Annotated in this window: 23 protein-coding genes; 8 read left to right on the plus strand and 15 right to left on the minus strand. The window is 72.5% G+C overall.

Annotated elements, in window-relative coordinates; all coding sequences use genetic code 11:
- Positions 1–30 precede the first annotated feature (30 nt).
- Positions 31–1,407, minus strand: a complete 1,377-nt coding sequence (locus ABD973_RS08650) for a hypothetical protein (RefSeq protein ID WP_125822614.1) — start codon at positions 1,405–1,407, stop codon at positions 31–33.
- Between the two features lie 137 nt (positions 1,408–1,544).
- Between ABD973_RS08650 and ABD973_RS08655 the strand changes: the two genes are divergently transcribed.
- A complete protein-coding gene (locus ABD973_RS08655; RefSeq protein ID WP_345499606.1) occupies positions 1,545–2,036 on the plus strand; it encodes a hypothetical protein in 492 nt (163 codons plus the stop codon).
- Between the two features lie 12 nt (positions 2,037–2,048).
- Here the strand turns inward: ABD973_RS08655 and cimA are convergent, their stop codons facing one another.
- The 5 genes from cimA to ureA form a co-directional block, all read right to left on the minus strand.
- Positions 2,049–3,671, minus strand: coding sequence for a citramalate synthase (gene cimA, locus ABD973_RS08660; protein WP_125603916.1), 1,623 nt, complete (start codon positions 3,669–3,671; stop codon positions 2,049–2,051).
- A 347-nt stretch (positions 3,672–4,018) separates the two neighbouring features.
- Complete coding sequence (locus tag ABD973_RS08665; RefSeq protein WP_125603915.1) at positions 4,019–4,633, minus strand: TetR/AcrR family transcriptional regulator; 615 nt, start codon at positions 4,631–4,633, stop codon at positions 4,019–4,021.
- A gap of 29 nt (positions 4,634–4,662) precedes the next feature.
- The gene (locus ABD973_RS08670; protein WP_125822611.1) at positions 4,663–5,709 is read right to left on the minus strand and encodes an agmatine deiminase family protein; all 1,047 of its coding nucleotides are present in this window, start codon (positions 5,707–5,709) and stop codon (positions 4,663–4,665) included.
- A 34-nt stretch (positions 5,710–5,743) separates the two neighbouring features.
- Entirely contained in the window at positions 5,744–7,426 is a 1,683-nt protein-coding gene (locus tag ABD973_RS08675) for an urease subunit alpha (protein WP_345504511.1), read from the minus strand.
- 56 nt (positions 7,427–7,482) lie between these two features.
- Complete coding sequence (gene ureA / locus ABD973_RS08680; protein ID WP_345499615.1) at positions 7,483–8,199, minus strand: urease subunit gamma; 717 nt, start codon at positions 8,197–8,199, stop codon at positions 7,483–7,485.
- A 157-nt stretch (positions 8,200–8,356) separates the two neighbouring features.
- Between ureA and ABD973_RS08685 the strand changes: the two genes are divergently transcribed.
- Together ABD973_RS08685 and ABD973_RS08690 are read left to right on the plus strand one after the other, a co-directional pair.
- Complete coding sequence (locus ABD973_RS08685) at positions 8,357–9,787, plus strand: cytosine permease (RefSeq protein WP_125822609.1); 1,431 nt, start codon at positions 8,357–8,359, stop codon at positions 9,785–9,787.
- 35 nt (positions 9,788–9,822) lie between these two features.
- Positions 9,823–9,975, plus strand: a complete 153-nt coding sequence (locus tag ABD973_RS08690; RefSeq protein ID WP_164720966.1) for a hypothetical protein — start codon at positions 9,823–9,825, stop codon at positions 9,973–9,975.
- A 79-nt stretch (positions 9,976–10,054) separates the two neighbouring features.
- On the opposite strand, the gene ABD973_RS08695 is transcribed toward ABD973_RS08690, so the two are convergent.
- The 4 genes from ABD973_RS08695 to ABD973_RS08710 all read right to left on the minus strand — a co-directional run bounded on the left by ABD973_RS08695 (position 10,055) and on the right by ABD973_RS08710 (position 13,746).
- Positions 10,055–11,140: a branched-chain amino acid aminotransferase gene (locus tag ABD973_RS08695; RefSeq protein WP_125603690.1), complete on the minus strand. Its 1,086-nt coding sequence runs from the start codon at positions 11,138–11,140 to the stop codon at positions 10,055–10,057.
- Between the two features lie 224 nt (positions 11,141–11,364).
- Positions 11,365–12,405, minus strand: a complete 1,041-nt coding sequence (locus ABD973_RS08700) for a 3-isopropylmalate dehydrogenase (protein ID WP_125603691.1) — start codon at positions 12,403–12,405, stop codon at positions 11,365–11,367.
- Positions 12,406–12,466: 61 nt separating this feature from the next.
- Positions 12,467–12,598, minus strand: coding sequence for a hypothetical protein (locus tag ABD973_RS08705; protein WP_260614121.1), 132 nt, complete (start codon positions 12,596–12,598; stop codon positions 12,467–12,469).
- 263 nt (positions 12,599–12,861) lie between these two features.
- On the minus strand, positions 12,862–13,746 hold the full coding sequence (locus tag ABD973_RS08710; RefSeq protein WP_125822608.1) for a LysR family transcriptional regulator: 885 nt from the start codon (positions 13,744–13,746) through the stop codon (positions 12,862–12,864).
- Positions 13,747–13,845: 99 nt separating this feature from the next.
- Between ABD973_RS08710 and ABD973_RS08715 the strand changes: the two genes are divergently transcribed.
- Both ABD973_RS08715 and ABD973_RS08720 read left to right on the plus strand, forming a co-directional pair.
- A complete protein-coding gene (locus ABD973_RS08715; RefSeq protein ID WP_125822607.1) occupies positions 13,846–14,859 on the plus strand; it encodes an NADP-dependent oxidoreductase in 1,014 nt (337 codons plus the stop codon).
- A gap of 119 nt (positions 14,860–14,978) precedes the next feature.
- Positions 14,979–17,003 (plus strand): phosphocholine-specific phospholipase C, encoded by a 2,025-nt coding sequence (locus tag ABD973_RS08720; RefSeq protein ID WP_345499624.1) that lies wholly within the window; start codon positions 14,979–14,981, stop codon positions 17,001–17,003.
- Here ABD973_RS08720 and ABD973_RS08725 read toward each other — a convergent pair whose 3' ends face one another.
- Positions 17,004–17,552 (minus strand): GNAT family N-acetyltransferase, encoded by a 549-nt coding sequence (locus tag ABD973_RS08725; RefSeq protein WP_125822605.1) that lies wholly within the window; start codon positions 17,550–17,552, stop codon positions 17,004–17,006.
- Positions 17,549–18,262 carry a tyrosine-protein phosphatase gene (locus tag ABD973_RS08730; protein ID WP_241253391.1) on the minus strand — a complete coding sequence of 238 codons (714 nt, stop codon included), beginning with the start codon at positions 18,260–18,262 and terminating at the stop codon, positions 17,549–17,551. The genes ABD973_RS08725 and ABD973_RS08730 overlap by 4 nt, the downstream gene beginning before the upstream one ends.
- Positions 18,263–18,343: 81 nt before the next feature.
- Here ABD973_RS08730 and ABD973_RS08735 point away from each other — a divergent pair, with 81 nt between their 5' ends.
- Positions 18,344–19,045, plus strand: coding sequence for a nitroreductase family protein (locus ABD973_RS08735; protein ID WP_125822603.1), 702 nt, complete (start codon positions 18,344–18,346; stop codon positions 19,043–19,045).
- A 92-nt stretch (positions 19,046–19,137) separates the two neighbouring features.
- Here ABD973_RS08735 and pruA read toward each other — a convergent pair whose 3' ends face one another.
- Together pruA and ABD973_RS08745 are read right to left on the minus strand one after the other, a co-directional pair.
- Positions 19,138–20,769, minus strand: coding sequence for an L-glutamate gamma-semialdehyde dehydrogenase (gene pruA / locus ABD973_RS08740; protein WP_125596711.1), 1,632 nt, complete (start codon positions 20,767–20,769; stop codon positions 19,138–19,140).
- Between the two features lie 30 nt (positions 20,770–20,799).
- A complete protein-coding gene (locus ABD973_RS08745; RefSeq protein WP_125596708.1) occupies positions 20,800–21,726 on the minus strand; it encodes a proline dehydrogenase family protein in 927 nt (308 codons plus the stop codon).
- A 200-nt stretch (positions 21,727–21,926) separates the two neighbouring features.
- Here ABD973_RS08745 and ABD973_RS08750 point away from each other — a divergent pair, with 200 nt between their 5' ends.
- Positions 21,927–23,111, plus strand: a complete 1,185-nt coding sequence (locus ABD973_RS08750) for a PucR family transcriptional regulator (protein ID WP_125596705.1) — start codon at positions 21,927–21,929, stop codon at positions 23,109–23,111.
- 45 nt (positions 23,112–23,156) lie between these two features.
- On the opposite strand, the gene ABD973_RS08755 is transcribed toward ABD973_RS08750, so the two are convergent.
- Complete coding sequence (locus tag ABD973_RS08755) at positions 23,157–23,765, minus strand: TetR/AcrR family transcriptional regulator (protein WP_345499628.1); 609 nt, start codon at positions 23,763–23,765, stop codon at positions 23,157–23,159.
- A gap of 102 nt (positions 23,766–23,867) precedes the next feature.
- On the opposite strand from ABD973_RS08755, the gene ABD973_RS08760 reads away from it, so the two are divergent.
- Positions 23,868–25,409, plus strand: coding sequence for an MFS transporter (locus ABD973_RS08760; RefSeq protein WP_345499630.1), 1,542 nt, complete (start codon positions 23,868–23,870; stop codon positions 25,407–25,409).
- Positions 25,410–25,422: the final 13 nt, after the last annotated feature.

Genomic DNA, 25,422 nt, shown 5'->3' on the forward strand with positions numbered 1-25,422 from the left:
ACCACGGGCCGCGCGGAACCCCGGGGGCGGCTACCAGCCGCCCCCGCCGTCGAACCCGCCGCCCCCGTCGAAGCCGCCACCGCCGCCGAAGTCCCCGCCCCCGAAGTCGGACGGGTTGAAGTCGGCGCCGGAGACGTCCCCGCCCTCGAAGCCGCCGCCGTCGTAGCCGCCGTACCCGCCGCCGAAGTCCGAGGCGTACGCGGGGGTGGCCATCATCGAACCGAGCATCGTGCCCACCAGCAGGCCGGGCAGCATCCCGCCGCCGAAGTACCCGCCGGCCCAGGGGCCGTACGCCGGGCCGGCGTCGTAGTACGGCCGGCGGCCGTGCTCCGTGTCCACGGTGCGCACCGCCGGGTCCAGCCCGTCGCGCAGCCGTACGGCGTCCGCCGCGCAGACCGGCACGGTACGGGCCGCCCCCGCGGGCGGGGCCCAGGCCGCGTCCTCGGTGCTCGGCCCGTGGCGCGGGTCGAAGAAGCAGGGCACGCGGCGCTCGGGCAGCGGCCTGCCCTGACGGCGGGCGTCGAGACTGGCCAGGGCGAACCGGCCGTCCTCCAGCGCCTGGGTCACCCCCTGCACCTCGTGCGGCTCCCGCACCGAGGCCATGATCCGCTTGGCCTTCTCGTAGGAGTCCAGCCCCTTCTCGTAGTCCGCGCGCATGGCGTCGTCGGCGCCGGGCTCGCCGGGGTGGAAGTCGAGGCGTTCGAGTTCCTCGCCGAAGGCGGTGATGTCCTCGTCCACGACCACACTCAGCCGGGCGACGGCCTCCCGCCGGGCCTCTTCCTTCTTCTTCCGGTTCCGCTTGACCAGCAGGTACGCACCGCCGCCGCCGGCCAGGGCCACCGCGCCGAGCGCGATCATCGCCCCGGCCGAGGAGCCGCCGCCTTCGGAGGCCCCGCTCCAGGAGGCCGGGGCCTTGCCCTTCATCTGCGGGAGGGCCTGGTCGACGAAGTTGTTCAGCTGGGTCGCGGCGTCCACCGCCCCGCCCGCCTTCACCGCGTCGGTGAGGTTGCGGACGGCGTTGTTCGACATGACGACCCGGTCGGCCCCGGCGTCGAAGCCGTCGCCCAGCCGGATGGCGTAGACCCCGGTGATCCCCGTCCCGGTGCGGACCGTGCGCAGCACGCTGTCGGCCGGGAAGGCGGGGGTGGCGGGCAGCACGGCGACGAACAGCGGCTTGCCGGCCGCCTTGATCTTGGCGGCGAGGGCGTCGGCCTGGGCGGGCGACAGCTGGGCCGCGGCCCCGGGGTCCACGTACACGGGCCCCTTCTTGAGCGCCTCCGCCACGGCGGCGGTCCCCCCGTCGGCGGCGGCCGCCTGCGGGGCGGCCCCGAGCGCTCCGACGCCCAGCACCAGCAGCAGACCGGACAGCGCCGATCCCATGCGTACGGATATCAGCCTGGTCCTCATACCGACGACGCTACCCGAACCGGTCATTTCCTGTGTGAGCGGGACATAAGACCGTCCCTGCTCCCGCCAGAGCCCGCCCGCGTAGCCTGCCGCCAGGGGGTGGGCCGATGCGGCGCGTGTGGTGCGGGGTGGCACTGGTGGTTGCGGGAGCGGGGCTGCTGGCGGGCTGCTCGGCGGCCGACCGGCCGCTGATCTCGGTCGGCATCGGTGCCGACGGAACGCCGCAGGTGACGATGGTGCCGTGCGGCGGCGACGCCGTCGCCGCCGCGGACTTCTTCGTCCACGACGCTCCGGCGTCCGGTACGCCGCAGCCCGGCGTGACGGCTCCGTCGGCGGCCTCCGAGGACGGCTGGATGGCAGGCGGCTCCCCACTGGCCGCGGGACGGGTCACGTTCCCCCTCTTCTCCCCGCCGGCCACCTGGGCGGTCCGCGAGTGGGGCGCGGAGCGGAGCCTCAGGCCCGGCCGCAGGTACGGCCTGAGCTTCCACCCGCCGGGCTCCGCCGACTACTCGGGAAGCGTCTCCTTCACCGCGGACGACCTCGCCGGGCTGGAGCCCGGCGAGGTGTGGGCAGGGGGCAGGGCCATGTCGGCGAAGGAGTTCCGCGAGCTCGTCGCGGACGCGTGCTGACCGCCGCCGGGACTACTCGGCCGGCTCCACGCCCGCGTGCAGGAGGCCGAAGGTGTAGGCGTCCTCCAGGGCCTGCCAGGAGGCCGCGATGACGTTGGGGGCGACGCCCACCGTGTTCCACTCGCGGGTGCCGTCCGTCGTGGCGATCAGGACGCGGGTCGTGGACTCCGTGCCGTGCTTGCCCTCCAGGATGCGGACCTTGTAGTCCACCAGCTCGAACTTGGCCAGCTGGGGGTAGAAGCGTTCCAGCGCGACCCGCAGGGCCCGGTCGAGGGCGTTGACGGGGCCGTTGCCCTCCGCCGTGGCGACGATCCGCTCGCCCTTGGCCCGCAGCTTGACGGTGGCCTCGTTGGCGTGGGTGCCGTCGGGGCGGTCCTCGACGATGGCCCGCCAGGACTCCACGCGGAAGTACTTGCGCGCCCGGCCCTCGGCCTCGGCGCGCAGCAGCAGCTCGAAGGAGGCGTCGGCGGCCTCGTACGTGTAGCCCGCCAGCTCGCGCTCCTTGACCCGCTCGACCACGCGGGCGATCAACGCGCGGTCGCCGCCGAGGTCGACGCCGAGTTCCTTGCCCTTGAGCTCGATGGAGGCCCGGCCGGCCATGTCGGAGACCAGCATGCGCATGGTGTTGCCGACGCGCTCGGGGTCGATGTGCTGGTACAGGTCCGGGTCGACCTTGATCGCCGAGGCGTGCAGGCCCGCCTTGTGCGCGAAGGCGGAGACGCCGACGTACGGCTGGTGGGTGGAGGGGGTGAGGTTGACGACCTCGGCGATGGCGTGGGAGATGCGGGTCATCTCGCCGAGCGCGCCCTCGGGGAGGACCGTGCGGCCGTACTTGATCTCCAGCGCCGCGACGACCGGGAAGAGGTTGGCGTTGCCGACGCGCTCGCCGTAGCCGTTCGCGGTGCACTGGACGTGCGTGGCGCCCGCGTCGACGGCGGCCAGGGTGTTGGCGACGGCGCAGCCGGTGTCGTCCTGGGCGTGGATGCCGAGGCGGGCCCCGGTGTCGGCCAGCACGGTCGAGACGACGGCGGTGATCTGGGCGGGGAGCATGCCGCCGTTGGTGTCGCAGAGGATGACGACGTCGGCGCCGGCCTCGTGGGCGGTGCGGACGACGGACTTGGCGTACTCGGGGTTGGCGCGGTAGCCGTCGAAGAAGTGCTCGCAGTCGACGAAGACGCGGCGGCCCTGGGCGACGAGGTGGGAGACGGTGTCGCGGACCATCTCCAGGTTCTCGTCCAAGGTGGTGCGCAGCGCGAGTTCGACGTGCCGGTCGTGGGACTTGGCGACGAGGGTGATGACCGGCGCGCCGGACTCCAGGAGGGCGCGCACCTGCGGGTCCGAGGCGGCTTGGCCGCCGGCCCGGCGGGTGGCGCCGAAGGCGACGAGCTGGGCGTTCTTGAAGTCGATCTCGGCCCGGGCGCGGGCGAAGAACTCGGTGTCGCGGGGGTTGGCCCCCGGCCAGCCGCCTTCGATGAAGCCGACTCCGAACTCGTCCAGGTGCCGCGCGATGGTCAGCTTGTCCGCGACCGTGAGGTTGATGCCCTCACGCTGGGCGCCGTCGCGCAGGGTGGTGTCGAAGACGTGGAAGGCGTCGTCGAGGGCCGCTGTCGGCTGGGTCGCCTCTGTCGTCGTCATGCTGATCTGACTCCTGTCGGATGAGTGGTTCCGGAGACCGGGGATCCACTGCCCCCATCATCGCGCGCCGCCCGCTTCCGGCATGTTTCTGCCCTTGGAAACGAAAAGACCCCTCGCGGGTGCGAGAGGTCTGCGCGCGGGTCTGAGGCACGGTGGCCGCTGCCGCGGAGGTCGTCCACGGTTTCAGCGGTCACAGAGGACCGGCGCGCTGCTGTCCATAATCATGAGCTGAGCAGACACGCTCGCAGTGTGTCACACGGCCCGTCGCCGGTGGACGCCGGTCTCAGCATGCGGGCACCCGGCGTCCGCCAGCCGGGCCGCCGTCGGCGGGAGCCCCAGGACACGGCCTAGTGGGCGAGGGTTTCGGCGAGGAACTCCGCGACGTGTTCCAGGATGTCCTCGCGCCCTATGCCGGGCAGGCCCACGGCGACCTGGATGCTGAACCCGTCGAGCAGGGCCCGCAGCCTGGACGCGAAGCGGTCGGGGTCCACCGCGCGGAACTCGCCGCGCGAGATGCCCTCGGCGAGCAGGGCGACCAGGTCGCGGTGCCAGGCGCCCTCGATGGCGGCCTGCCGCTCGCGTTCCTGGGGGCCCGCGTTCTGGGACCGGTTCCAGACCTCCAGCCACAGGGTCCAGTGCGGGTCCCGGGCGCCGTCGGGCACGTAGAGGTCCACGTACGCCCGTACCCGCTCGCGCGCCGGGCCCCGGCGGGCCAGCAGGGCCCGCCGCTCACTGCCCAGGGCCGCCTCGCTCCACTCCAGGGTCTGCAGCAGGAGCTCGTCCTTGCTGCCGAAGTAGTAGAGGAGGTGGCCGCTGCTCATGCCGACCTGGCGGCCCAGGCCGGCCATGGTCAGGCCTTCCAGGCCGCGCTCGGCGATCGTGGCCATGGCGGCGGCGAGTACGTCCTCGCGCGGGGGCGCATTCTTGCGCGCCGCCCGTACCGGTGCTCCACCCGCCACCATGGTCACTCCTTCACGAGGTCCGCCTCGGGTCAGACCTTCGGCTGCTGCTGGGTGATGCAGTGGATACCGCCACCCCCGGCGAAAATCGTACGTGCGTCAACGAGCGTCACCGTCCGCTCGGGGAACAGTCCGCGGAAGATCTCGGCGGCCTCCTCGTCGCGCGGGTCGTCGAAGGCGCACAGCACCACGCCGCCGTTGCAGAGGTAGTGGTTGATGTACGAGTAGTCCACCCACTCGCCGTCCTCCTCCAGCACGGTCGGCGCGGGGACCTCGACGACCTCCAGCCGCCGGCCCTTGGCGTCGGTGGAGGCGCGCAGGATGGCGGCGATGGTCTTGCAGCGCTCGTGGTCCGGGTGGGCCGGGTCGGGCTGGGTGTGGACCATGACCACGCCGGGGCGGGCGAAGGCGGCGACGATGTCCACGTGGCCCTGGGTTCCGTAGGTGCCGTAGTCGCCGGCCAGGCCGTAGGGGAGCCAGATGGCCTTGGTGGTGCCGAGGTGGGCGTGGATCTCCTCCTCGACCTGCTGGCGCGTCCAGCCGGGGTTGCGGCCCTCGCCGAGCTGCACGGTGTCGGTGAGGAGCACGGTGCCCTCGCCGTCGACGTGGATGGCGCCGCCCTCGTTCACCAGCGGGGTGCTGTAGGTGCGGGTGCCGACCACGTCGGAGACGTGCCGGGCGATCTTCGAGTCGTGGTCCCAGCGGGCCCACTCCTGGGCGCCCCAGCCGTTGAAGGTCCAGTCGACGGCGGCCAGCTCGCCGGCGTCGTTGGTGACGAAGGTGGGGCCGATGTCGCGCATCCAGGCGTCGTCCAGCTCCTGCTCCACGAGCTGGACGTCGTCGCCGACGATCGCGCGGGCGCTCTCGGCGTCGCCCGGGGAGACGACGAGGGTCACCGGCTCGTAGGCGCGCACGGCACGGGCGACGGCGCCCCAGGCCTGGCGGGCCTCGGCGAGCTCCTGCTCGTTGGTGAAGGTGGGGTTGGGGCTGGGCCAGGCCATCCAGGTGCGCTCGTGGGGGGTCCACTCGGCGGGCATCCGGAAGCCGTCGTTCACGGGCTGGGCGTGCTGTGCAGTCATGGCGGGGTCCTAACGGGCTTACGGGCTGTGCCGATTAAAGGAAGTAGAGGCGGTTGAGGGAGACCGAGTCGGCCGCTTCGGAGCGCAGCGGTTCTCCGTCGAGGGAGACCAGTCCGCTGCGCGCGTCCACATCGACCGCGCCCACCCGGGAGTTGAGGAGCATGTCCTTGGGGCCGATGCCGCGGGTGCCGCGCACGGCGACGCGGCGGCGGCGGGTCGGCATCTCGTCGGAGCCGAGGGCCGCGGCGGCCGCCGAGACGAAGGCGACGGAGATGTCGGCGGCGGTGGCGCCGTACGAGCCGAACTGCGGGCCGAGGACGAGGGGTTCGCAGGTGTCGGTGGCGGCGTTGGGGTCGCCGGTGACGCCGTAGGCCGGGAAGCCGGACTTGAGGACCAGCTGCGGCTTGGCGCCGAAGAACGGGGGACGCCACAGGACGATGTCGGCGAGCTTGCCGATCTCGATGGAGCCGATCTCGTGCGCCAGGCCGTGGGCGATGGCCGGGTTGATCGTCAGCTTCGCCATGTACCGCAGCACACGGGCGTTGTCGTCGCCCTCGCCGTCGCCGTCCAGCGGGCCCAGCTCGCCCTTCATCTTGGCGGCCATGGCGAAGGTGCGGCGGATCGTCTCACCGGCCCGGCCCATGCCCTGGGCGTCGGAGGAGGTGATGCCGATCGCGCCCAGGTCGTGCAGGACGTCCTCGGCCCCCATCGTCCCCGCGCGGATCCGGTCACGGGCCATCGCCGCGTCCCCGGGAAGGTCCGGCTTCAGGTCGTGGACGGAGACGATCATGCCGTAGTGCTCGGCGACCGCGTCCCGGCCGAAGGGCAGCGTCGGGTTGGTGGAGGAACCGATCACGTTCGGCACGCCCGCCATCTTCAGCACGTTGGGCACGTGCCCGCCGCCGCAGCCCTCGATGTGGAAGGCGTGGATGGTGCGGCCTTCCAGCACCCGCAGGGTGTCCTCGACGGACAGGCACTCGTTGAGGCCGTCGCTGTGCAGGGCGACCTGCACGTCGTGCTCCTCGGCCACGCGCAGCGCCGTGTCCAGGGCCCGGGTGTGCGCGCCCATGTCCTCGTGCACCTTGAAGCCCGACGCGCCGCCCTCGGCCAGGGCCTCCACCAGCGGAGCGGCGTCCGAGGAGGAACCGCGCGCCAGGAAGCCGATGTTCACCGGCCAGGCGTCGAACGCGTTGAAGGCGTGCTTCAGCGCCCAGGGGGAGTTGACCCCGACGCCCCAGACGGGGCCGAACTCCTGGCCGATGACGGTGGTGACACCGGCGGCGAGGGAGGCCTCCATGATGCGGGGGGAGAGCAGGTGGACGTGGGTGTCCACGGCCCCGGCGGTGGCGATGAGGCCCTCGCCGGAGACGATGCTCGTGCCGGTGCCGACGACCACGTCGACGCCGTCGAGGGTGTCCGGGTTGCCGGCCCGGCCGATCGCGTGGATGCGGCCCTCGCGGATGCCGATGGACACCTTCCGGATGCCGAGGACGGCGTCGATGACGAGGACGTTGCTGATCACCACGTCACAGGTCTCGCGGACGGCGGCGCCCTTCAGGTGCAGGCCGTCGCGGGCGGTCTTGCCGAAGCCGGCGAGGAACTCGTCGCCGGGCTTCTGGGCGTCGTACTCGACGCGGACGGTCAGGCCCGAGTCGCCGAGCCGGACCCGGTCCCCGGCCCGGGGGCCGAACACGGAAGCGTACTCGTGCGGGTCAATGTGGCGGCTGCCGGGGGCGCAGTGCGCGCTGTGGTCGGTGTGGGGGGTCTGACGGCTCACGCCTGGTCTCCCGTCGGGTCGTCTTCGGTGGCGGCGGCGCCGAGGTAGCCGCAGGCGGCGGCGCGGGCCAGGGCCTGCTCCTTGGCTCCGGGGGCGTCCAGGGGCCCGTCCACGAGGCCGGCGAAGCCGATGGCGATCCGGTCGCCGCCGATCGGGACCAGCCCCACCTCGCCCTCGCCGTGCGGGTCGAAGCGGACCGAGGAGCCGGCCGGCACGCACAGCCGCATGCCGTAGGCGGCGGCGCGGTCGAAGTCGAGCCGGGGGTTCGCCTCGAAGAAGTGGAAGTGGGAGGTGACGCTGACCGGGACGGGCGCCGTGTTGCGCACCCGCAGGTGCAGCTGCGGTTCGGGCTGCGGCGCGCCGGGGCCGGGGACGACCGCGCCCGGGGCGTCGGCGCCGAGGGAGACGGCGCCCTGGATGGGCGCGGAGACCACGGCCAGGCGGGAGCCGTCGTCGAAGACGGCCTCCACGTGCACCTCGGTGACCACGTCGGCGACGCCGGGCAGGACGTCGTCGGGGCCCAGGACGCCGCGGGCCTCCTCGATGGCCTCGGCCAGCCGCTTGCCGTCGCGCGCGGCCTCGCAGACCGTGTCCGCGATCAGAGCGGTGGCCTCGGGGACGTTGAGCCTGAGGCCCCGGGCCCGGCGGGCCCTGGCCAGTTCCGCGGCGCTGCGCAGCAGCAGCCGGTCGCGCTCCGTAGGGGTCAGCCGCACGCCGATCCACCACCTTTTGACTCGATGAGTTAGAGCATCACTCTAACTCTTCATTTCCTCGCAATGAAGCATTGACCGGGGACCAGGGCTCAGGTCACATTGAATGACGCTCAAACGAATGCGCAACCACCCCCCGCCCTGCCAAGGGAGTCCCCCCATGCCCATCGAACAGCGCGGAGTCGACACCATCCCGGAGGAGGAGCGGACGAGCGGGCCCCGTGACCTGATCTCGATCCTCCTCGGCTCCAACCTCTGCCTCGGCGTGATCGTCTTCGGCTGGCTGCCCCCGTCCTTCGGGCTCGGGCTGGTGCCCTCCGTCACCGCCATCGTGACCGGCACCGTGGTCGGCATCGCCTTCACCGCGCCGCTCGCCCTGGTGTCGCTGCGGACCGCGACGAACCTGTCCACCTCCAGCGGCGCCCAGTTCGGCGTACGGGGGCGGCTGGTCGGCTCCGTGGTCGGCCTGCTGCTCTCCCTCGGCTACACCGCGCTCACCCTGTGGATCGGCGGCGACGTGATGGCGGGGACCCTCTCCCGGCTCACCGGGTCGCCCGACACCGGCCTCACCCGCGCCCTGATGTACGGCGTGCTCGCCGCGTGCACCGTCGTCGGAGCCGTCTTCGGCTACCGGCTGCTGCTGCGCATGAGCAAGGTGCTGTCCATCGCCATGGTGGTCCTGCTGGCCGTCGGCGTCGTCGCCTACGCCCCCCACTTCACCGCCGCCGCCCCGCCGGACACGCAGTACCTGCTCGGCTCCTTCTGGCCGACCTGGCTGCTGGCCGCCGTCGCCGCCGGGCTCAGCGGGCCCGTCGCGTTCATCACCCTGCTCGGCGACTACACCCGCTACGTCTCCCCGCGCCGCCACGGCTCCCGGAAGGTGTTCCGGGCCACCTGTCTCGGGCTGCTGTTCGGCCTGCTGGTGCCGCAGCTGTTCGGCACGTACACCGCCCTCGCCGCCCGGGCCGGGGCCGACTACGCCGGGCCGCTCGTGGCGGCCGCGCCCTTCTGGTACCTCGTCCCGCTGCTGGTGGCCGCGGCGGCCGGCTCGGTGGGCAACGCCGGGCTGATGCTCTACTCCATGGGCCTGGACCTGGACGCCATCATCCCCAGGGCCACCCGCACCAAGGCCACCGTGATCGCCGCCGCCGTGGCCACCGCGTTCGTCTTCTTCGGCTCCTTCGAGTGGGACGTGCAGTCCGCGATGACCTCCTTCGTGCTGCTGCTCACCGCGATCGGCACCCCGTGGGCCGTGATCACCCTGATCGGCTTCGTGCGCTGCCGCGGGGTCTACGACGCCGACGCCCTCCAGGTGTTCAACCGTCGGGCCCGCGGCGGCGTCTACTGGTACAGCGGCGGCTGGAACCTCCGCGCCACCGCCTCGTGGGCGGCGGGCGCGGTCGTGGGACTGGCGGCCGTGTCGACCCCGGTGTACGAGGGCCCTCTGCTGGCGCTCACCGGCGGGGTGGACTGTAGTTTCGTCCTGTCGGGGCTGGTCGGAGGCGCGGTGTACGCCGCGCTGACCGTCCGGCCGCAGGCGGCACCGGCCGCCGCACCGGCGGCGGAGGCAGTGATGGCGGCGGCCGACTAGGACGGGGGCCGCCGCGTACGACACGGGGAGGCGTCGTGGAAGAGCTCGCGTACGTGGCGACGAAGATCGTCAAGGGGATGGCCGGCCTGGCCTACCTGATCGGGGACGGCCTCTCGGCCCTCACCGGCTCGGAGGGCCAGTTCCAGCGCAGCGAGAAGAAGGACGACGGGAAGGACGAGGAGCGCTGACCCCGCTCCTCCCCCACCGCAAGGCCGAAGGCCCCCGCGCAGCAGCGCGGGGGCCTTCGGGCGTTTCGGGGGATGCGCCTCAGCCGAGCGGGTGCATCCAGCCGTGGGTGTCGGCGGTGCGGCCGGTCTGGAGGTCCAGGAGCGCCTTGCGGAGCTTCATCGTGACCTCGCCGGGCTGCCCGTCGCCCTGGGTCCAGTTCGCGCGCTCGGACTTGACCGAGCCGACCGGGGTGATGACGGCGGCGGTACCGCAGGCGAACACCTCGGTGAGGGTGCCGTTCTCGTTGTCGCGCTTCCAGTCCTCGGTGGTGATGCGGCCCTCCTCGGCGGTGTAGCCGAGGTCGCGGGCGATGGTGAGGAGGGAGTCGCGGGTGATGCCGGGCAGGAGCGAGCCGGTCAGCTCCGGGGTGACGATGCGGTCGCCGTACACGAAGTACAGGTTCATGCCGCCCATCTCCTCGATCCAGCGGTGCTCGACGGCGTCCAGCCAGACGACCTGGTCGCAGCCGTGCGAGGCGGCCTGGGCCTGGGCGACGAGGGAGGCCGCGTAGTTGCCGCCGGTCTTGGCGGCGCCGGTGCCGCCCTTGACGGCGCGGACGTACTCCTCGGAGAGCCAGACGGAGACGGGCTTGACGCCACCGGGGAAGTAGGCGCCGGCGGGCGAGGCGATGACCATGAAGAGGAACTCGTTGGCCGGGCGGACGCCCAGGCCGACCTCGGACGCGAACATGAACGGGCGCAGGTACAGGGAGGCCTCGCCGGAGTCCGGCACCCAGGCGCTGTCCTGCTTGATCAGGGCGTCGCAGGCCTCGATGAAGAGGTCGGCCGGCAGCTCCGGCATCGCCATGCGGCGGGCGGAGGCCTGGAAGCGCTCGGCGTTGGCGCGCGGGCGGAAGGTGGCGACGGTGCCGTCGGGCTGGCGGTAGGCCTTGAGGCCCTCGAAGATCGTCTGCGCGTAGTGCAGGGTCATGTTCGCGGGGTCGATCGCCAGGGGGGCGTACGGGACCAGCTCGGCGTCGTGCCAGCCGCGGCCCTCGGTCCACTTGATCGTCACCATGTGATCGGTGAAGTGGCGGCCGAAGCCGGGGCTGGCCAGGATCGCCTCGCGCTCCGCGTCGGACAGCGGGTTCGAGGAGGGCTTGAGCTCGATCGTGGGCGTCGTCATGAGTGCTTGTCCTTCACCGGTTGGGTATGGCGGACCGCGCTCATGCGTACTAGGACGTCCGAGCTTCCCCGTATTCCGCGGCCTCGCGTTCGATTATCGCGCGCGGGCAGGCTTCGGAGAAACGGGGCTTTAGCGGCCCAGGGAGATGGTGGCACCGGGGGCCGCGCAGGAGAAGCCGCCAGGTCCCTTTGTGACCTGGCGGCTTCCTGGGTGGAACGGCCGGGTCAGCCGGCTACTCGCGCGGCGAGGGCGTCGCCGATCGCGTCGGTGGAGCGGAAGGTGCCGTCGCGCTCGGCCAGGTCGGCCGAGACCGCGTCCTCGATGCGGACGGCCTGGTCCTCGTAGCCGAGGTGGCGCAGGAGGAGGGCGACCGAGAGGATCGTCGCGGTCGGGTCGGCCTTGCCGGTGCCCGCGATGTCGGGGGCCGAGCCGTGGACGGGCTCGAACATGGACGGGAAGGCGCCGGTCGGGTTGATGTTCCCGGAGGCGGCCAGGCCGATGCCGCCGGTGACGGCCGCGGCCAGGTCGGTGAGGATGTCACCGAAGAGGTTGTCCGTGACGATGACGTCGAAGCGCTCGGGCTGGGTGACGAAGAAGATCGTCGCCGCGTCGACGTGCAGGTAGTCGGTGGTGACCTGGGGGTACTCCTGGCCGACCTTGTCGAAGATGTTCTTCCACATGTGGCCCGCGTACACGAGGACGTTGTTCTTGTGGACGAGCGTCAGCTTCTTGCGGGGGCGGGCGTTGGCCCGCTCGTACGCGTCGCGCACGACGCGCTCCACACCGTAGGCCGTGTTGACGCTGACCTCGGTGGCGACCTCGGCGGGGGTGCCGGTGCGCAGGCTGCCACCGTTGCCGGTGTACGGGCCCTCGGTGCCCTCGCGGACCACGACGAAGTCGATCTCCGGACGGCCGGCGAGCGGGCTGGCCGTGTTCGGGAACAGCTTCGAGGGGCGCAGGTTGATGAAGTGGTCGAAGGCGAAGCGGAGCTTCAGCAGCAGGCCGCGCTCCAGGACGCCCGACGGGACCGACGGGTCGCCGATGGCGCCGAGCAGGATCGCGTCGTGGCGCTTGAGGGCCTCCAGCTCCGCGTCCGGGAGGGTCTCACCGGTGCGGTGCCAGCGCTGGGCGCCGAGGTCGTACTCCTTGGTCTCCAGCTTCACATCCTGGGGCAGGACCGCGGTAAGGACCTTGAGGCCCTGAGCCACGACTTCCTGGCCGATGCCATCACCGGGGATCACTGCGAGATTGATGCTGGTCGACATGTCGGAACCGTACTCCGTGTCCCAGCCCTCAGACATATGGCGTCCAGCATTTGGACCAATCTCAGTGGCCGGTCGAGCCGCCGTTGTCGCGGCGGTCCAGGGCGCGCTGGAGGGCGGCGGCGGCGTTCTTGCGGTCGGCGTCGGCCGGGGAGGTGTGGCGGACGCGGCGGGATGCGGCGGTGGTGGGGGTCATGGTGATCGACTCCTTGGGATCACGGCGTGGCGGGGCCACGGATGAGGGGTGTTCCTTCAAGGCGCCGGAAGAGGCGGGGGGCCGTGCGCCGCAGGGGTTGCCTGCCAGTGGGCGCGCGCCCTCGACCGCCATTCGCAGGATCAGCGAGACGTTCGGCTCCTACAAAGCTAGGGCAGGTCCGGCTGTATGTCTCGGCAATTACTCGGACTTCCTAGTATCTGAGATGGGAAACCCCCCGGAGGGAGCCTTCCGCAGGTTCCGATTCAGGCCGTCTCAGCCCTGAGTTCCCTGATCAGAGCCCTGACGGCGAGGGTGGACGCCAACTCCGTCGTGGTGACGTATCCCACCTGCCTCACCGGCCTCCGGGGCCCCAGGGCGGTGATCTCGACGGTCTCCGGGGCCTCCCGCAGCGACAGCTCCGGCATGATCGCCATGCCCAGGCCCCGGCCGACCATCGTCAGCACCATGGCGTCGTCCTCCGCCTTCACGGTGGCCCGGGGGATCCAGTCCTGGGACCGCCACCACGCCCGGGTGTAGGAGCCGCAGTTCTCGTCCCAGTCCAGCAGCGGCAGCGCCTTGGGGTCCGGGTGCCCGGCCGGGTGCACCAGGGCGTACGCCTCCCGCGCGAGCACCCCGGTCAGCAGGCCCGGCGCCACGTCCCCCCGCGCGCCCAGGGTCGCGATGCCCAGGTCCGCCCGGCCCGCGGCCACCTCCCCCGCCGCGCCGGCGCCGATCTCGCGCACCACCCGGACCTCGGGGCGGACGCCGGGGTGCAGCGCGGTGAGCCGCTCCAGCGCGGGCGGCAGCAGGTGCAGGGCCGCGCTGCGGAAGGCCGCGACGCGCAGCACCCCCTCCACCGCCTCCCGCCCGGCGGGGGCCCGGGACGCGCCGCGCGCCTCCGCGCCCAGCACCTCGTACAGCCGCAGGATGCGCCGGCCCAGCGCGACGGCCCGCTCGCCGGCCGGGGTGGGCGAGGCGCCGGTGCGGCCGCGCTCGAAGAGCACCGCGCCGACCTTGCCCTCGCTGCCGCGCACCGAGTGCGAGACGGCCGACTGGCTCACCCCCAGCACGGCGGCCGCGGCGGAGAAACCGCCCGTGTCGGCGACGGCGACCAGGACCCGGAGTTCCTGCGGGGCGAGCTCGGCCACTGGTTCCCACCTCGGTGTATGAGCCGCGTTCATGGATGTGCGGCTTCCATGAGGGCAACCCCCTGCCCGGCCGCGGGATTCCTTCCTAGGTTCATGGCCATGAGCACCGACACCGCCTACGCCGTCCACCAGATCGCCCGCCCGACCGGCTTCCCGGCCGCCTCCGACTTCGCGTACACCTCCTCCCCCGTCCCCGAACCCGCCCCCGGCAGCGCCCTGGTGGAGAACCTGCTGCTGTCGGTGGACCCGTACCACCGCGGGCTGATGGACGGCGGCGAGGGCGGCTTCGAGCTGAACGCCCCGCTGGAGGGGCGCACGGTCGGCCGGGTGACCGCATCCCGCGACCCGGGCCTGAAGGAGGGCGACCTGGTCTTCCACCGCGCCGGCTGGCGCACCCACTCCCTGGTCACCCTGGGCGTGGACGGCACCCGCACGCTGCGCGGGCACGCGGGCGTCCCGCTGGAGGCGTACCTGTCCGTCCTGGGCGGCACCGGGCTCACCGCCTACGCCGCCCTCACCCGGACCGCGGCCCTGCGCGAGGGCGAGGACCTCTTCGTCTCCGCCGCCGCCGGCGGGGTCGGCACCGCCACCGGGCACATCGCCCGGCTGCTCGGCGCCCGCCGGATCATCGGCAGCGCCGGATCGGCGGCGAAGGTCGCGCACCTCACCGGGACCCTCGGCTTCGACGCCGCCTTCGACTACCACGACGGGCCCGTCGGCGAGCAGCTGGCGCAGGCCGCGCCGGACGGCATCGACGTGTACGTGGACAACGTGGGCGGGGACCACCTGGAGGGCGCGATCGCGTCCCTGCGCGAGTACGGCCGGATCGCCTGGGTCGGCGCGATCTCGATGTACAACGGGGACCGCTCCCCCGCCGCGCCCCGCAACCTCTTCGAGGTGGTCCACAAGTCGCTGCGCCTGGAAGGCGTATTGGTACGGAACCACACCAATCTCCAGGACGAACTGGAGGACTTCCTGGTCCCCCACCTGCGCAGCGGCCGGATCGGCACCGACACCACCGTTGTCCAGGGATTCGACCGCACGGTGGAGGCCTTCCTGGGCATGCTCCACGGCGAGAACACGGGCAAGATGCTCGTGCGGACCGGGAGCTGACTCAGGCCGTCCGGATGTTCACCGAGTTCTTACCGCACGGATGTAGACCTTTGCGGCGGCTGCCGCCACCCTTGCCGTCAATGTGCCGCCGGGGCACTTGAGTTGGAGGCGAGCAGCCAGTGACACCCATCAGCCGCAGGGGTTTCGTGGGGATCGGCGCCGGGCTCGTGGCGGGGGCGGCCCTGCCCACCGCCCTGCCGGGGACGGCGGCCGCCGCCGCGACGGGCACCATCACCGACGTGAAGCACGTGGTGGTCCTGATGCAGGAGAACCGCAGCTTCGACCACTACTTCGGCCGGCTGAAGGGCGTACGCGGCTTCGGCGACCGCGCCGCCGGCAACATCCCCGGCGGCTGGGGCACCTTCAACCAGCCGAACTGGGGCGGCCGCCAGTACCCCTGGAAGCTGTCCGCCACCCCGTCGGCCGGCGGGGCCGACGGCCAGACCCTGGCCCAGTGCACCGGGGACCTCCCGCACAGCTGGACCTCCCAGCACGCGGCCTGGAACAACGGGCGGATGGACAACTGGGTCGCCGGGGTCGGCAAGACCCACACCCTCGGCTACCTGGAGCGGGGCGACATCCCCTTCCACTACGGCCTCGCCGACCACTACACGGTCTGCGACGCCTACTTCTGCTCCGCCCTCAGCGCCACCGGCCCCAACCGCACCTTCCTGTGGAGCGGCAAGGTCGACGCGAGCAGCAAGGACGGCGGCGAGGAGTCCGGGCTGACCTGGGAGTCGTACGCGGAGGCCCTCCAGCGGGCCGGGATGACCTGGAAGGTCTACCAGAACGCCCAGGACAACTACGGGGACAACGGCCTGGCCTACTTCAGGAAGTTCACCGACGCGCGGCCCGGCGACCCGCTGTGGGACCGGGGCATGGCCTCGGTCCCCAAGACCACCGGCTCCACCCCCGACGACATCGCGGCCGCGATCCGCGCGGACGTGGTCGCCGGAACCCTGCCCCAGGTGTCCTGGGTGGTGGCCAGCGAGGCCTTCTCCGAGCACCCGTACGCCCCGCCCGGCGACGGCGCGCACTTCGTCGACCTGGTCTACCGCGCGCTCGCCGCGGACCCGGAGGTCTTCGACTCCACCGTCCTCTTCCTCAACTACGACGAGAACGACGGCTTCTTCGACCACGTCCCGCCGCCGGTCGCCCCTCCTGGCACCCCGGACGAGTACATCGACGGCGTCCCGATCGGACTCGGCTTCCGCGTCCCCATGCTGGTGATGTCCCCGTGGACGCGCGGCGGCTGGGTCAGCTCCGAGGTCTTCGACCACACCTCGGTGCTGCGCTTCATGGAGACGTGGACGACCGCGATCGGCACCCCCGCCCTCTGCCCCAACATCAGCGCCTGGCGCCGCAGGGTGACCGGCGACCTGACGGGCGTCTTCGACTTCGCGCACCCGGTGTACGGGGTCCCGACGGGCCTGCCGTCGACGGCGAAGGTCATCGGCCAGTCCACCTGCGGCCCGCTGCCCAACCCGGTGCCCCAGAACAACGCCCAGCCGGCGCAGGAGCCCGGCACGCGCCCGGCGCGGGCCCTCCCGTACCAGGTGAACGGCAACCTGGACCGCTTCGAGTTCGGGCCGATGGGCAAGATCCTGGCCTGGTTCTCGATGACCAACCAGGGCCCGCAGGCGAAGCGGGCCGCGCACTTCTCGATCCACCCGCACCAGCACCGGGACACGGCCGCCTGGCAGTACACGGTCGACCCGGGCGGCACCTCGACGGACTGGTTCTCCATCGGCCTGGGCGCCGGCTCGGGCAAGTACGACATCTCGATGTACGGCCCGAACCGGTTCCTGCGCCGCTTCATCGGCGACGCGACCAAAGCGGGCAAGGACCTGGAGGTCGCGGCCCGCTACGCGGTGGAGTCCGGCACCGGCAAGACGGCCGTCTGGTTCAAGATGACCAACGCCTCCGGCTCCCCCGTCACCTTCACCATCCGCTCCAACGCCTACCGCACGGACGGCCCCTGGACCTACACCGTGCCGGCGGGCTCCTCGCGCGAGGACTTCTTCAACGCGGTGGCGTACAGCAAGGGCTGGTACGACTTCACGGTCCTGGCCGACGCCGACGGCACCTGGTCGCGCCGCTACACCGGCCACATCGAGACGGGCACCGCGAGCATCTCCGGCTAGCTACACCACGTCCCCGTCCCGCCAGTCGAAGTCGAGCCGCCCGGCGGAGGCCGGTACGACCCCTCCGGGCGGCGTCCACACGTAGGTCGAGCCCTCCTCCTCGGGCAGCCGCTCGGGGCCGGCCGGGCCCAGCACCCCGATCCGCCCGGGATACGGCTTCCACCCCCGGCCCTCGTACAGGGCCGCCCCCTCCTCGGACGCGGACAGGGCGCCCAGTACGTAGGCCCCGGCGATCACGCCCTCCAGCGCGGCCATCACCACCCCGCCGAGCCCGCGCCGGCGCCGGTCGGCGCGGACGGCGACGGCCTCCACGTACCCGGTCCGCAGGGCCCGCCCCTGGTGCAGCACCCGCCGCTGGACGAGGCTGCCGTGCGCGACGAGCGCGCCGTCCTCGTACACCAGGGCGTGCATCCCGCCGAGGGCGTGCTCGAAGTCCTCGTCGCCGAAGTCGCCGTCGAAGGCCGCGTCGAGCAGGTCCCGGACGGCGGCGAGGGTGTCCGCGTCGAGCTGGGAGGTGTGCGCGAGGCGGGTCCGCGTGTCGTCGCTCATGCCCCCAGTCTGCCCCGCAGCCCCTCCAGTTCGACGGCCGTCAGCCCGGCCCCGCGCAGGTAGGCGCCCGCATCCAGCCACCGCGCGGTCTCCAGGGCGAGGGCGTGCACGGTGGTGCCGAGGCGGGCCGTGTACTCCTCGATCTCGGTGTCGTCATAGGACCTTCCGCGGGCCGCGTACCGGGCCCGGACCCGCGGTTCGCTCAGCGCGTGGTCGTCGGCGATCTCCTGCGGGCTCGCCCCGGCCAGCCGCAGCAGGACGAGCGCGATGATCCCCGTACGGTCGCGGCCCAGACCGCAGTGGAAGACGACGCCGCCCGGCGGGGCTGCGGCGACGGCGCGGGCCACGGCGGCCACGCGGTCGGGGAAACGCTCCAGGAAAGGCCGGAAATACGCGGGGGTGCCGAAGCCGGGAGTGCCCCACCACACGTCCCAGAAGTCCCGGTGCTCGATGCCGTCGAGCGGGATCGACAGGGTGGTCAGCCCGGCCGGCCGCGGGGAGTGGTCCACCTCCGCCTCCCCGTCGTTGCGCAGGTCGATGACGGTCCGCACCCCCTGGCCGGACAGAGTGGTCCAGCCCCGGGCGGTGAGCCCGTCGAGGCTGTCCGCGCGTATCAGCGCCCCGGGCCGCAGCGCTCCCAGACCGCCGAGGTCGCGGGCGTTGAAGCAGCCCTCCCAGTCCACGAATCGACCGACGTTCGACACGGCCATAGCCCCCCTGTCAGTACACAACGGACATTGGTTCATGACGTACCGCTGGCCCCGGGAGTTCCCCCGCTGGAAGATCTGCGCATGTCGCCTGAGACCCAGCAGTGGACCCCCACCCATGGCCAGCCCTACCGGCCCGTCGCCTACCGTCCCGCGCGCATGCCCGGCCCCGAGTCCCTCGCGCGGGCGGCCGAGCTGCGGGCCCGCATGGACGAACGGCGGACCGTGCGCCACTTCTCCCCCGACCCCGTCCCGGAGCAGGCCGTCCGCGACGCCATCGCCTGCGCCGCCACCGCCCCCTCCGGCGCCCACCAGCAGCCGTGGACCTTCGTCCTGGTCAAGGACCCGGCCATCCGCCGGCAGATCCGCGCCGCCGCCGAGCAGGAGGAGCAGATCTCCTACGACGGCCGCCTCGGCGACGAGTGGCTCGCCGCGCTGCGCCCGATCGGCACGGACGCCGTCAAGACCCACCTCACCGACGCGCCCGCGCTGATCGTGGTCTTCCAGCAGCGCTACTGGCTCGGCCCGAACGGCACGAAGCGCAAGCACTACTACGTCGACGAGTCGGTCGGCATAGCGGTCGGCATGCTCCTGTCGGCCCTCCACCTGTCCGGCCTGGCCGCGCTCATCCACACCCCGAGCCCGATGCGCTTCCTGGGGCACGTGCTGAACCGCCCGGAGAACGAAAAGGCCTTCGCGGTCATCCCGGTGGGCTACCCCGCCGACGACTGCGAGGTCCCGGACCTGGTCCGCAAGTCCCTGGACCAGGTCCTCGTGGAGGTCTGAACGCCCGGAGCCCTCCGGCCCCGGAAAGGGGACCGCCCCCGCTCCGGACTTGGGGGTACCGGAGCGGGGGCGGGGTTCAGCCGTGGGCCGGATCAGCCCATGTGGGGGTAGCCGTACTCGGTCGGCGGGACCAGGGTCTCCTTGATGGAGCGGGTCGAGGTCCAGCGCAGCAGGTTGGACGCCGCGCCCGCCTTGTCGTTGGTGCCCGAGGCGCGGCCGCCGCCGAAGGGCTGCTGGCCGACGACGGCGCCGGTCGACTTGTCGTTGATGTAGAAGTTGCCCGCGGCGAAGCGGAGCTTCTCCATCGTGTCCGCGGCCGCGTAGCGGTCCTGGGCGATGACGGCGCCGGTCAGGGCGTACGCCGAGACGTTCTCCATCTGCGCGAGCATCTCGTCGTACTTGTCGTCCTCGTACACGTGGATCGCGAGGATCGGGCCGAAGTACTCGGTCGTGAAGACCTCGTTCTCCGGGTCGGTGCACTCGATGACGGTCGGGCGGACGAAGTAGCCCTCCGAGTCGTCGTACGTGCCGCCGGCGACGATCGTGCAGGTCGGGTCGGCCTTCGCACGGTCGATCGCGGCCTTGTTCTTCGCGAAGGAGCGCTCGTCGATGACCGCGCCGATGAAGTTCGACAGGTCGCGGACGTCACCCATGGTGATGCCGTCGACCTCGGCGGCGAACTGCTCCTTGAAGCCGTCGTTCCAGATGGAGGCCGGGACGTAGGCGCGGGAGGAGGCCGAGCACTTCTGGCCCTGGAACTCGAAGGAGCCGCGGGTCAGGGCGGTCTTCAGGATCGCGCGGTCCGCGGACGGGTGCGCGACGACGAAGTCCTTGCCGCCCGTCTCGCCGACCAGGCGCGGGTACGAGCGGTAGTTCTCGATGTTGTTGCCGACCGTCTTCCACAGGTACTGGAAGGTCTTGGTCGAGCCGGTGAAGTGGATGCCGGCCAGCTCGGGGTGGTTCAGGGCCACCTCGGAGACCGCGATGCCGTCACCGGTGACGAGGTTGATGACGCCCTTGGGCAGGCCGGCCGCCTCCAGGAGCTCCATCAGCAGGACGGCGGAGTGGGTCTGCGTCGGGGACGGCTTCCACACGACCACGTTGCCCATGAGCGCGGGGGCGGTCGGCAGGTTGCCGGCGATGGCCGTGAAGTTGAACGGCGTGATCGCGTAGACGAAGCCCTCCAGCGGGCGGTGGTCGCTGCGGTTCCACACGCCGGCGCTGTTCGCGGCGGGCTGCTCGGCCAGGATCTGGCGGGCGAAGTGGACGTTGAAGCGCCAGAAGTCGACGAGCTCGCAGGGAGTGTCGATCTCGGCCTGCTGGACGGTCTTGGACTGGCCCAGCATGGTGGAGGCGGCCAGCTTCTCGCGCCACGGGCCGGCCAGCAGCTCGGCGGCGCGCAGGATGATCGCGGCGCGGTCGTCGAAGGACATCGCGCGCCAGGCCGGGGCGGCGGCCAGGGCGGCGTCGACGGCCTCCTGGGCGTCGTCCCGGGTGGCGTTGGCGTACGTGCCGATGACCGACTTGTGGTCGTGGGGCTGGACGACGTCGAAGCGCTCGCCGCCACCCATCCGCTTGACGCCGTTGATCGTCATCGGGAGGTCGATCGGGTTCTCGGACAGCTGCTTCAGCTGGATCTCGAGGCGCGCGCGCTCGGCACTGCCGGGGGCGTACGAGTGGACCGGCTCGTTGACCGGCGCGGGGACCTGGGTCACAGCATCCATGGGGCGATAACTCCTTGACCTGGTTCTTGGCTAGTTCTTGGTGATCATCGAGCGGAGGAAGAAGAGCAGGTTGGCCGGCTTCTCCGCGAGACGGCGCATGAAGTAGCCGTACCAGTCGGTGCCGTAGGCCGTGTAGACCCGCATGCGGTGCCCCTCGGCGGCCAGCCGCAGGTGCTCCTCGCTGCGGATGCCGTAGAGCATCTGGAACTCGTACTCGTCCAGCTTGCGCCCGGCCTGGCGGCCGAGCTCCTGCGCGATGGCGATCAGGCGCGGGTCGTGGGACCCGATCATCGGGTAGCCCTCGCCCTCCATCAGGATCTTCATGATCCGGACGTACGCCTTGTCGATCTCCGCCTTGTCCTGGTAGGCGACCTCCGCGGGCTCCTTGTAGGCGCCCTTCACGATCCGGACGCGGCTGCCGGCGGCGGCCAGGCGGCGGGCGTCGGCCTCGGTGCGGAAGAGGTAGGCCTGGATCACGCAGCCCGTCTGCGGGAAGTCCCGGCGCAGCTCCTCGTGGATGGCGAACATCGAGTCGAGGGTGGTGTGGTCCTCGGCGTCCAGCGTCACGGTGGTGCCGATGGCGGCGGCCGCCTCGACGACCGGGCGGACGTTGGCGAGGGCCAGCTCGTGGCCGCCCTCCAGGGCCTGGCCGAACATGGAGAGCTTGACCGACATCTCCACGGTCTCGCCCAGCTCCAGCTCCTTGAGGCGCTCGATGAGCTCCAGGTAGGCGTCCCGGGCCGCGTAGGACTGCTCCACCGCGGTGATGTCCTCGCCGACGACGTCGAGGGTGACCTCCAGGCCCTTGCGGGTGAGCTCCTCGACGATCGGGATGACCTGGCCGACCGTCTCACCGGGGATGAACCGGTTGACCACCGGCTTGGTCACCGGGGCGGCAGAGACGATTCGGCGCATCTTGTCGCTGCGCGAAGCGGCGAGGATCGCGGGACCCAGCACGGGGCACCTCCAACGGGTGGCAGAAGCGGACGAACGGACGCCGCAGGGGTGGGGCCGCGACCGTAAGGAAAACGCAAGTAAAACCACCGTGAAACCTAAGGATCTCCACGATCCTCTGCCATCGACAGCTGTCACGCATCCGTGGCCCGGATCTCATACATCTGTCTGAAGGGCCCGTCGCGGAGTGGGAGAATGTCCGCGTGAAGGGCGATTACCAGGACCTGGTGGACGAGATCTCGGCGCTGCTCGGCGCCCCGGCGACGCTGGAGAACCGGGATTTCCGCCTCATCGCCTTCGGCGCGCACGACAGCGAGGACGACCTCGTGATGGACCCGGTGCGCACCCGCTCGATCCTGACCCGGCAGTCGACGGCGGCCGTCCGCTCCTGGTTCGAGGGCTTCGGCATCGCCCGCGCCACGGGCCCGGTGCGGATCCCGGCGGCCCCGGACGCGGGGGTCTTCCGGGGGCGGATCTGCCTGCCGGTGCGGTACCGGGGCATCGTCCAGGGCTACGTGTGGCTCCTGGACCAGGACCCCGGCCCGGAGCCGGCCGCCCTGGAGGCCGCCATGGAGGTGGCCCAGCGGATCGGGGTGCTGCTCGCCGAGGAGGCCAAGGCGGGCGCCGACCTGTCGCGGGAGTTCCTGGCGGTGCTCACCGCCGGCCGGGGCTGGCAGCAGGACATGGCGGTGGCCGCGCTGCGGGTGGCACTGGGGCCCGGGGCCGAGGGGCCGCACGCCGCCGTGTGCGTGGCCCCGTGGTCCGGGGAGGCTCCGGGGTCGGTGCCGGGGGCGGCGGCGGTGTGCGTGGTCCCGGCGGGCTCCGAGGGCCGCGACGGCCCCGGGCCGGGGACGGGGGTGCTGGCGGTGCTGGTGCGGCTGCGATCGGGGGACGCGCTCGGTCCGGCCCTGGCCGCGGTCGGGCGGCTGCTGCCCCGCGCGGCGGTGGCCGGCTCGCCCGCCGGGGGCGGCTCCGTCACCGCCGGGGTGTCCGACCCGGTGCGGGCGCTCGCGGAGCTGCCCGCCGCGTGGGCTCAGGCCACCGCCGCCGCCCGGGCGGCGGCCGGGCAGCCGGGGCTGGGTCCGGTGGCGCAGTGGTCGGGGATCGGCCCGTACCGGATGCTGGCCGCCCTGGGCGCCGGGCCGGCGGACGACCCGGCGACGCGGGCCCTGCTGGGCCCGGCCCACCGGGAACTGGCCCGCACGGCGGAGGTGTTCCTCGACTGCGCGGGGCAGGCGGGGCGCGCGGCGGCGGAACTGGGCATCCACCGCCAGACCCTGTACTACCGGCTGGGCCGGGTGGAGCAGCTGACGGGGCTCGACCTGGACCTCGGCGAGGACCGCCTGCTCCTGCACATGGCCCTCAAGGCCGCCCGCCTGCGCACCTGAACCCGGCCGGGCGCCGGGACCCGGGTGCGGGCCACCACCGCGGCACTAGAGCGTCGCCCGGCCGGCGGGTCCGGCCTCCGGGGACGCCGTCAGGCCCTGCGCGAGGAGGCGCAGCCCCTCGGTGAACTCCTCGGCGGAGGAGGCGGTACCGGGGTCGAGCAGCCACTGGATCATCAGCCCGTTGAGCAGCGCCTGGACCACGGAGCCGAGGGTGCGCTCGTCGCGTTCGGTGAGCTCCTCCTCCGGGGTGCCGGTGAGGAGCGAGATCAGGCCCCGGCGGCCCTCGGCCTGGGAGGCGGCGAGCATGCCGCGCAGCTGCGGCAGCCGTTCGCCGCTCAGCGCGACCTCCATGCTGGCCGCCCAGACGGGGGCCGCGGCGTCGTGCTGCGCGAGGACGCCGTCCCACATGGCGCGCAGGCGGTCCAGGGAGCCGTCCTCACCTTCCAGGCCGGCCGGGAAGGCCGTCTCACCCCACTCCTGCGTCAGGGCGATGAACGCCTGGGTGAGCAGGGCGTCCTTGGAGCCGTAGTGGTAGCCGATGGACGCCAGGTTCGTGCCGGAGGCGCCGACGATGTCGCGCGCGGTGGTGCGCACGAACCCCTTCTCGACCAGGCACTTCTTGGCGCCTTCGAGCAGATCTTCTTTGTGTCCCATGACCGCACCGTACCAAGACAACCGTCCTAGACGAAGGTCCCACACAAACTTTCCATACAGACGTCATAGACAGGCGTTCCATACGCTTGTACAGTCCTGCTCATGACGAACCCCGCCGCCTCGGCACCCCTCGCCGGCCGCCGCGAATGGACCGCCTTCACGGTCCTGCTGCTGCCCCTGCTCCTGGTTTCGATGGACGTCTCCGTCCTCTACTTCGCCGTCCCGGCCATCACCCGGGAACTCGACCCGAGCGCCACCCAGCAGCTGTGGATCTTCGACAGCTACGCCTTCGCCCTCTCCGGCCTGCTGATCACGATGGGCTCGCTCGGCGACCGGATCGGCCGCCGCCGGCTGCTGCTGATCGGCGCCACGGCCTTCGGCCTCGCCTCGGTCGCCGCCGCCTTCGCCACCAGCGCCGAGATGCTCATCGCCGCCCGGGCCCTGCTCGGCGTCGGCGGCGCCACCCTGATGCCCTCCACGCTGGCCCTGGTCCGCAACCTCTTCCAGGACGCCGGCCAGCGCGGCAAGGCCATCGGGATCTGGTCCGGCGCCATGACCGGCGGCATCGCCCTCGGGTCCGTGCTCAGCGGGGTCATGCTGAAGCACTTCCACTGGGGCTCCGTCTTCCTCGTCAACGTGCCCGCGATGCTGCTCCTGCTGGTCCTGGTCCCGGTCCTGGTACCGGAGTTCAAGGACCCGGCCCCCGGCCGCTTCGACCTGCTGAGCGTGCCGCTGTCCATGGCCGCCGTGCTGCCGGTGGTCTACGGGCTGAAGGAGATCGCCGCCGAGGGCTTCGCACCGCTCCACGCCGTCTGCCTGCTGGTCGGCCTGGCCTTCGGGTACGCCTTCGTCCGCCGCCAGCGCGGCCGCGAGGACGCGATGGTGGGCCGCGCGCTCTTCCGGGACCGCCGCTTCGGGGCGGGCATCGGCCTCAACTCCGTCGCCGCCTTCGCGATGATGGGCTCCGCCTACTTCACCACGCAGTACCTGCAGTCCGTGCTCGGCATGGGCACCCTGGAGGCCGCCCTGTGGAGCCTGGCGCCCTCGCTCCTCATCGGCGCCGCCGCCCCCGTCTCCGCGGCCCTGGCCGCCCGGACGGACCGCTCCAAGGTCATCGCCGGCTCCTTCGCCGTCGCCGCCGCCGGGTTCGGGCTGGTCTCCCTCGTGGGCACCGACTCGCTGTGGCTGCTGCTGGCCGGCGCTGGGGTGCTCGCCTCCGGCATCGTCAGCGTGATGTCCCTGGTCTCCGACATGGCCCTCACCACGGCCCCGGCCGAGAAGGCCGGTGCGGCCGCCTCGTTGCTGGAGACGGGCCAGGAGTTCGGCGGGGCCCTCGGGATGGCGCTGCTGGGCAGCCTCGGCACCGCCGTCTACCGCGCCGACCTGGCGGGCGAGCCCTCCGCCGTACGGGAGACCCTGGGCGGCGCCGTCGCCGCCGCCGGGCAGGCCGGGGGCGAGGCCGGCGGGCAGCTGCTGGCCCTGGCCCGGGAGGCCTTCGTACACGGGATGCAGTACGCCGCCTGGGGCGGTGCGGTGCTGCTCCTCGCGGCGGCGGGGCTCGCGACCGCCCTGACCCGGGGCGGGACGAGCCCGGCTCCCGCCGGGGCGGAGCAGGCCCCGGCCGAACCGGCACCGGCGCGCTGAGCCGCGTACGGCA

It is taken from the genome of Streptomyces racemochromogenes (genome assembly GCF_039535215.1).
GTDB classification, from domain to species: Bacteria; Actinomycetota; Actinomycetes; order Streptomycetales; family Streptomycetaceae; genus Streptomyces; species Streptomyces racemochromogenes.

Bases quoted from the DNA above. Each gene is read 5' to 3' on its own strand.
- ABD973_RS08650 (WP_125822614.1), bottom strand. From the start codon at position 1,407: ATGAGGACCAGGCTGATATCCGTACGCATGGGATCGGCGCTGTCCGGT.
- cimA (WP_125603916.1), bottom strand. From the start codon at position 3,671: ATGACGACGACAGAGGCGACCCAGCCGACAGCGGCCCTCGACGACGCC.
- ABD973_RS08665 (WP_125603915.1), bottom strand. From the start codon at position 4,633: ATGGTGGCGGGTGGAGCACCGGTACGGGCGGCGCGCAAGAATGCGCCC.
- ABD973_RS08670 (WP_125822611.1), bottom strand. From the start codon at position 5,709: ATGACTGCACAGCACGCCCAGCCCGTGAACGACGGCTTCCGGATGCCC.
- ABD973_RS08685 (WP_125822609.1), top strand. From the start codon at position 8,357: ATGCCCATCGAACAGCGCGGAGTCGACACCATCCCGGAGGAGGAGCGG.
- ABD973_RS08695 (WP_125603690.1), bottom strand. From the start codon at position 11,140: ATGACGACGCCCACGATCGAGCTCAAGCCCTCCTCGAACCCGCTGTCC.
- ABD973_RS08700 (WP_125603691.1), bottom strand. From the start codon at position 12,405: ATGTCGACCAGCATCAATCTCGCAGTGATCCCCGGTGATGGCATCGGC.
- ABD973_RS08705 (WP_260614121.1), bottom strand. From the start codon at position 12,598: ATGACCCCCACCACCGCCGCATCCCGCCGCGTCCGCCACACCTCCCCG.
- ABD973_RS08715 (WP_125822607.1), top strand. From the start codon at position 13,846: ATGAGCACCGACACCGCCTACGCCGTCCACCAGATCGCCCGCCCGACC.
- ABD973_RS08725 (WP_125822605.1), bottom strand. From the start codon at position 17,552: ATGAGCGACGACACGCGGACCCGCCTCGCGCACACCTCCCAGCTCGAC.
- ABD973_RS08730 (WP_241253391.1), bottom strand. From the start codon at position 18,262: ATGGCCGTGTCGAACGTCGGTCGATTCGTGGACTGGGAGGGCTGCTTC.
- ABD973_RS08735 (WP_125822603.1), top strand. From the start codon at position 18,344: ATGTCGCCTGAGACCCAGCAGTGGACCCCCACCCATGGCCAGCCCTAC.
- pruA (WP_125596711.1), bottom strand. From the start codon at position 20,769: ATGGATGCTGTGACCCAGGTCCCCGCGCCGGTCAACGAGCCGGTCCAC.
- ABD973_RS08755 (WP_345499628.1), bottom strand. From the start codon at position 23,765: ATGGGACACAAAGAAGATCTGCTCGAAGGCGCCAAGAAGTGCCTGGTC.
- ABD973_RS08760 (WP_345499630.1), top strand. From the start codon at position 23,868: ATGACGAACCCCGCCGCCTCGGCACCCCTCGCCGGCCGCCGCGAATGG.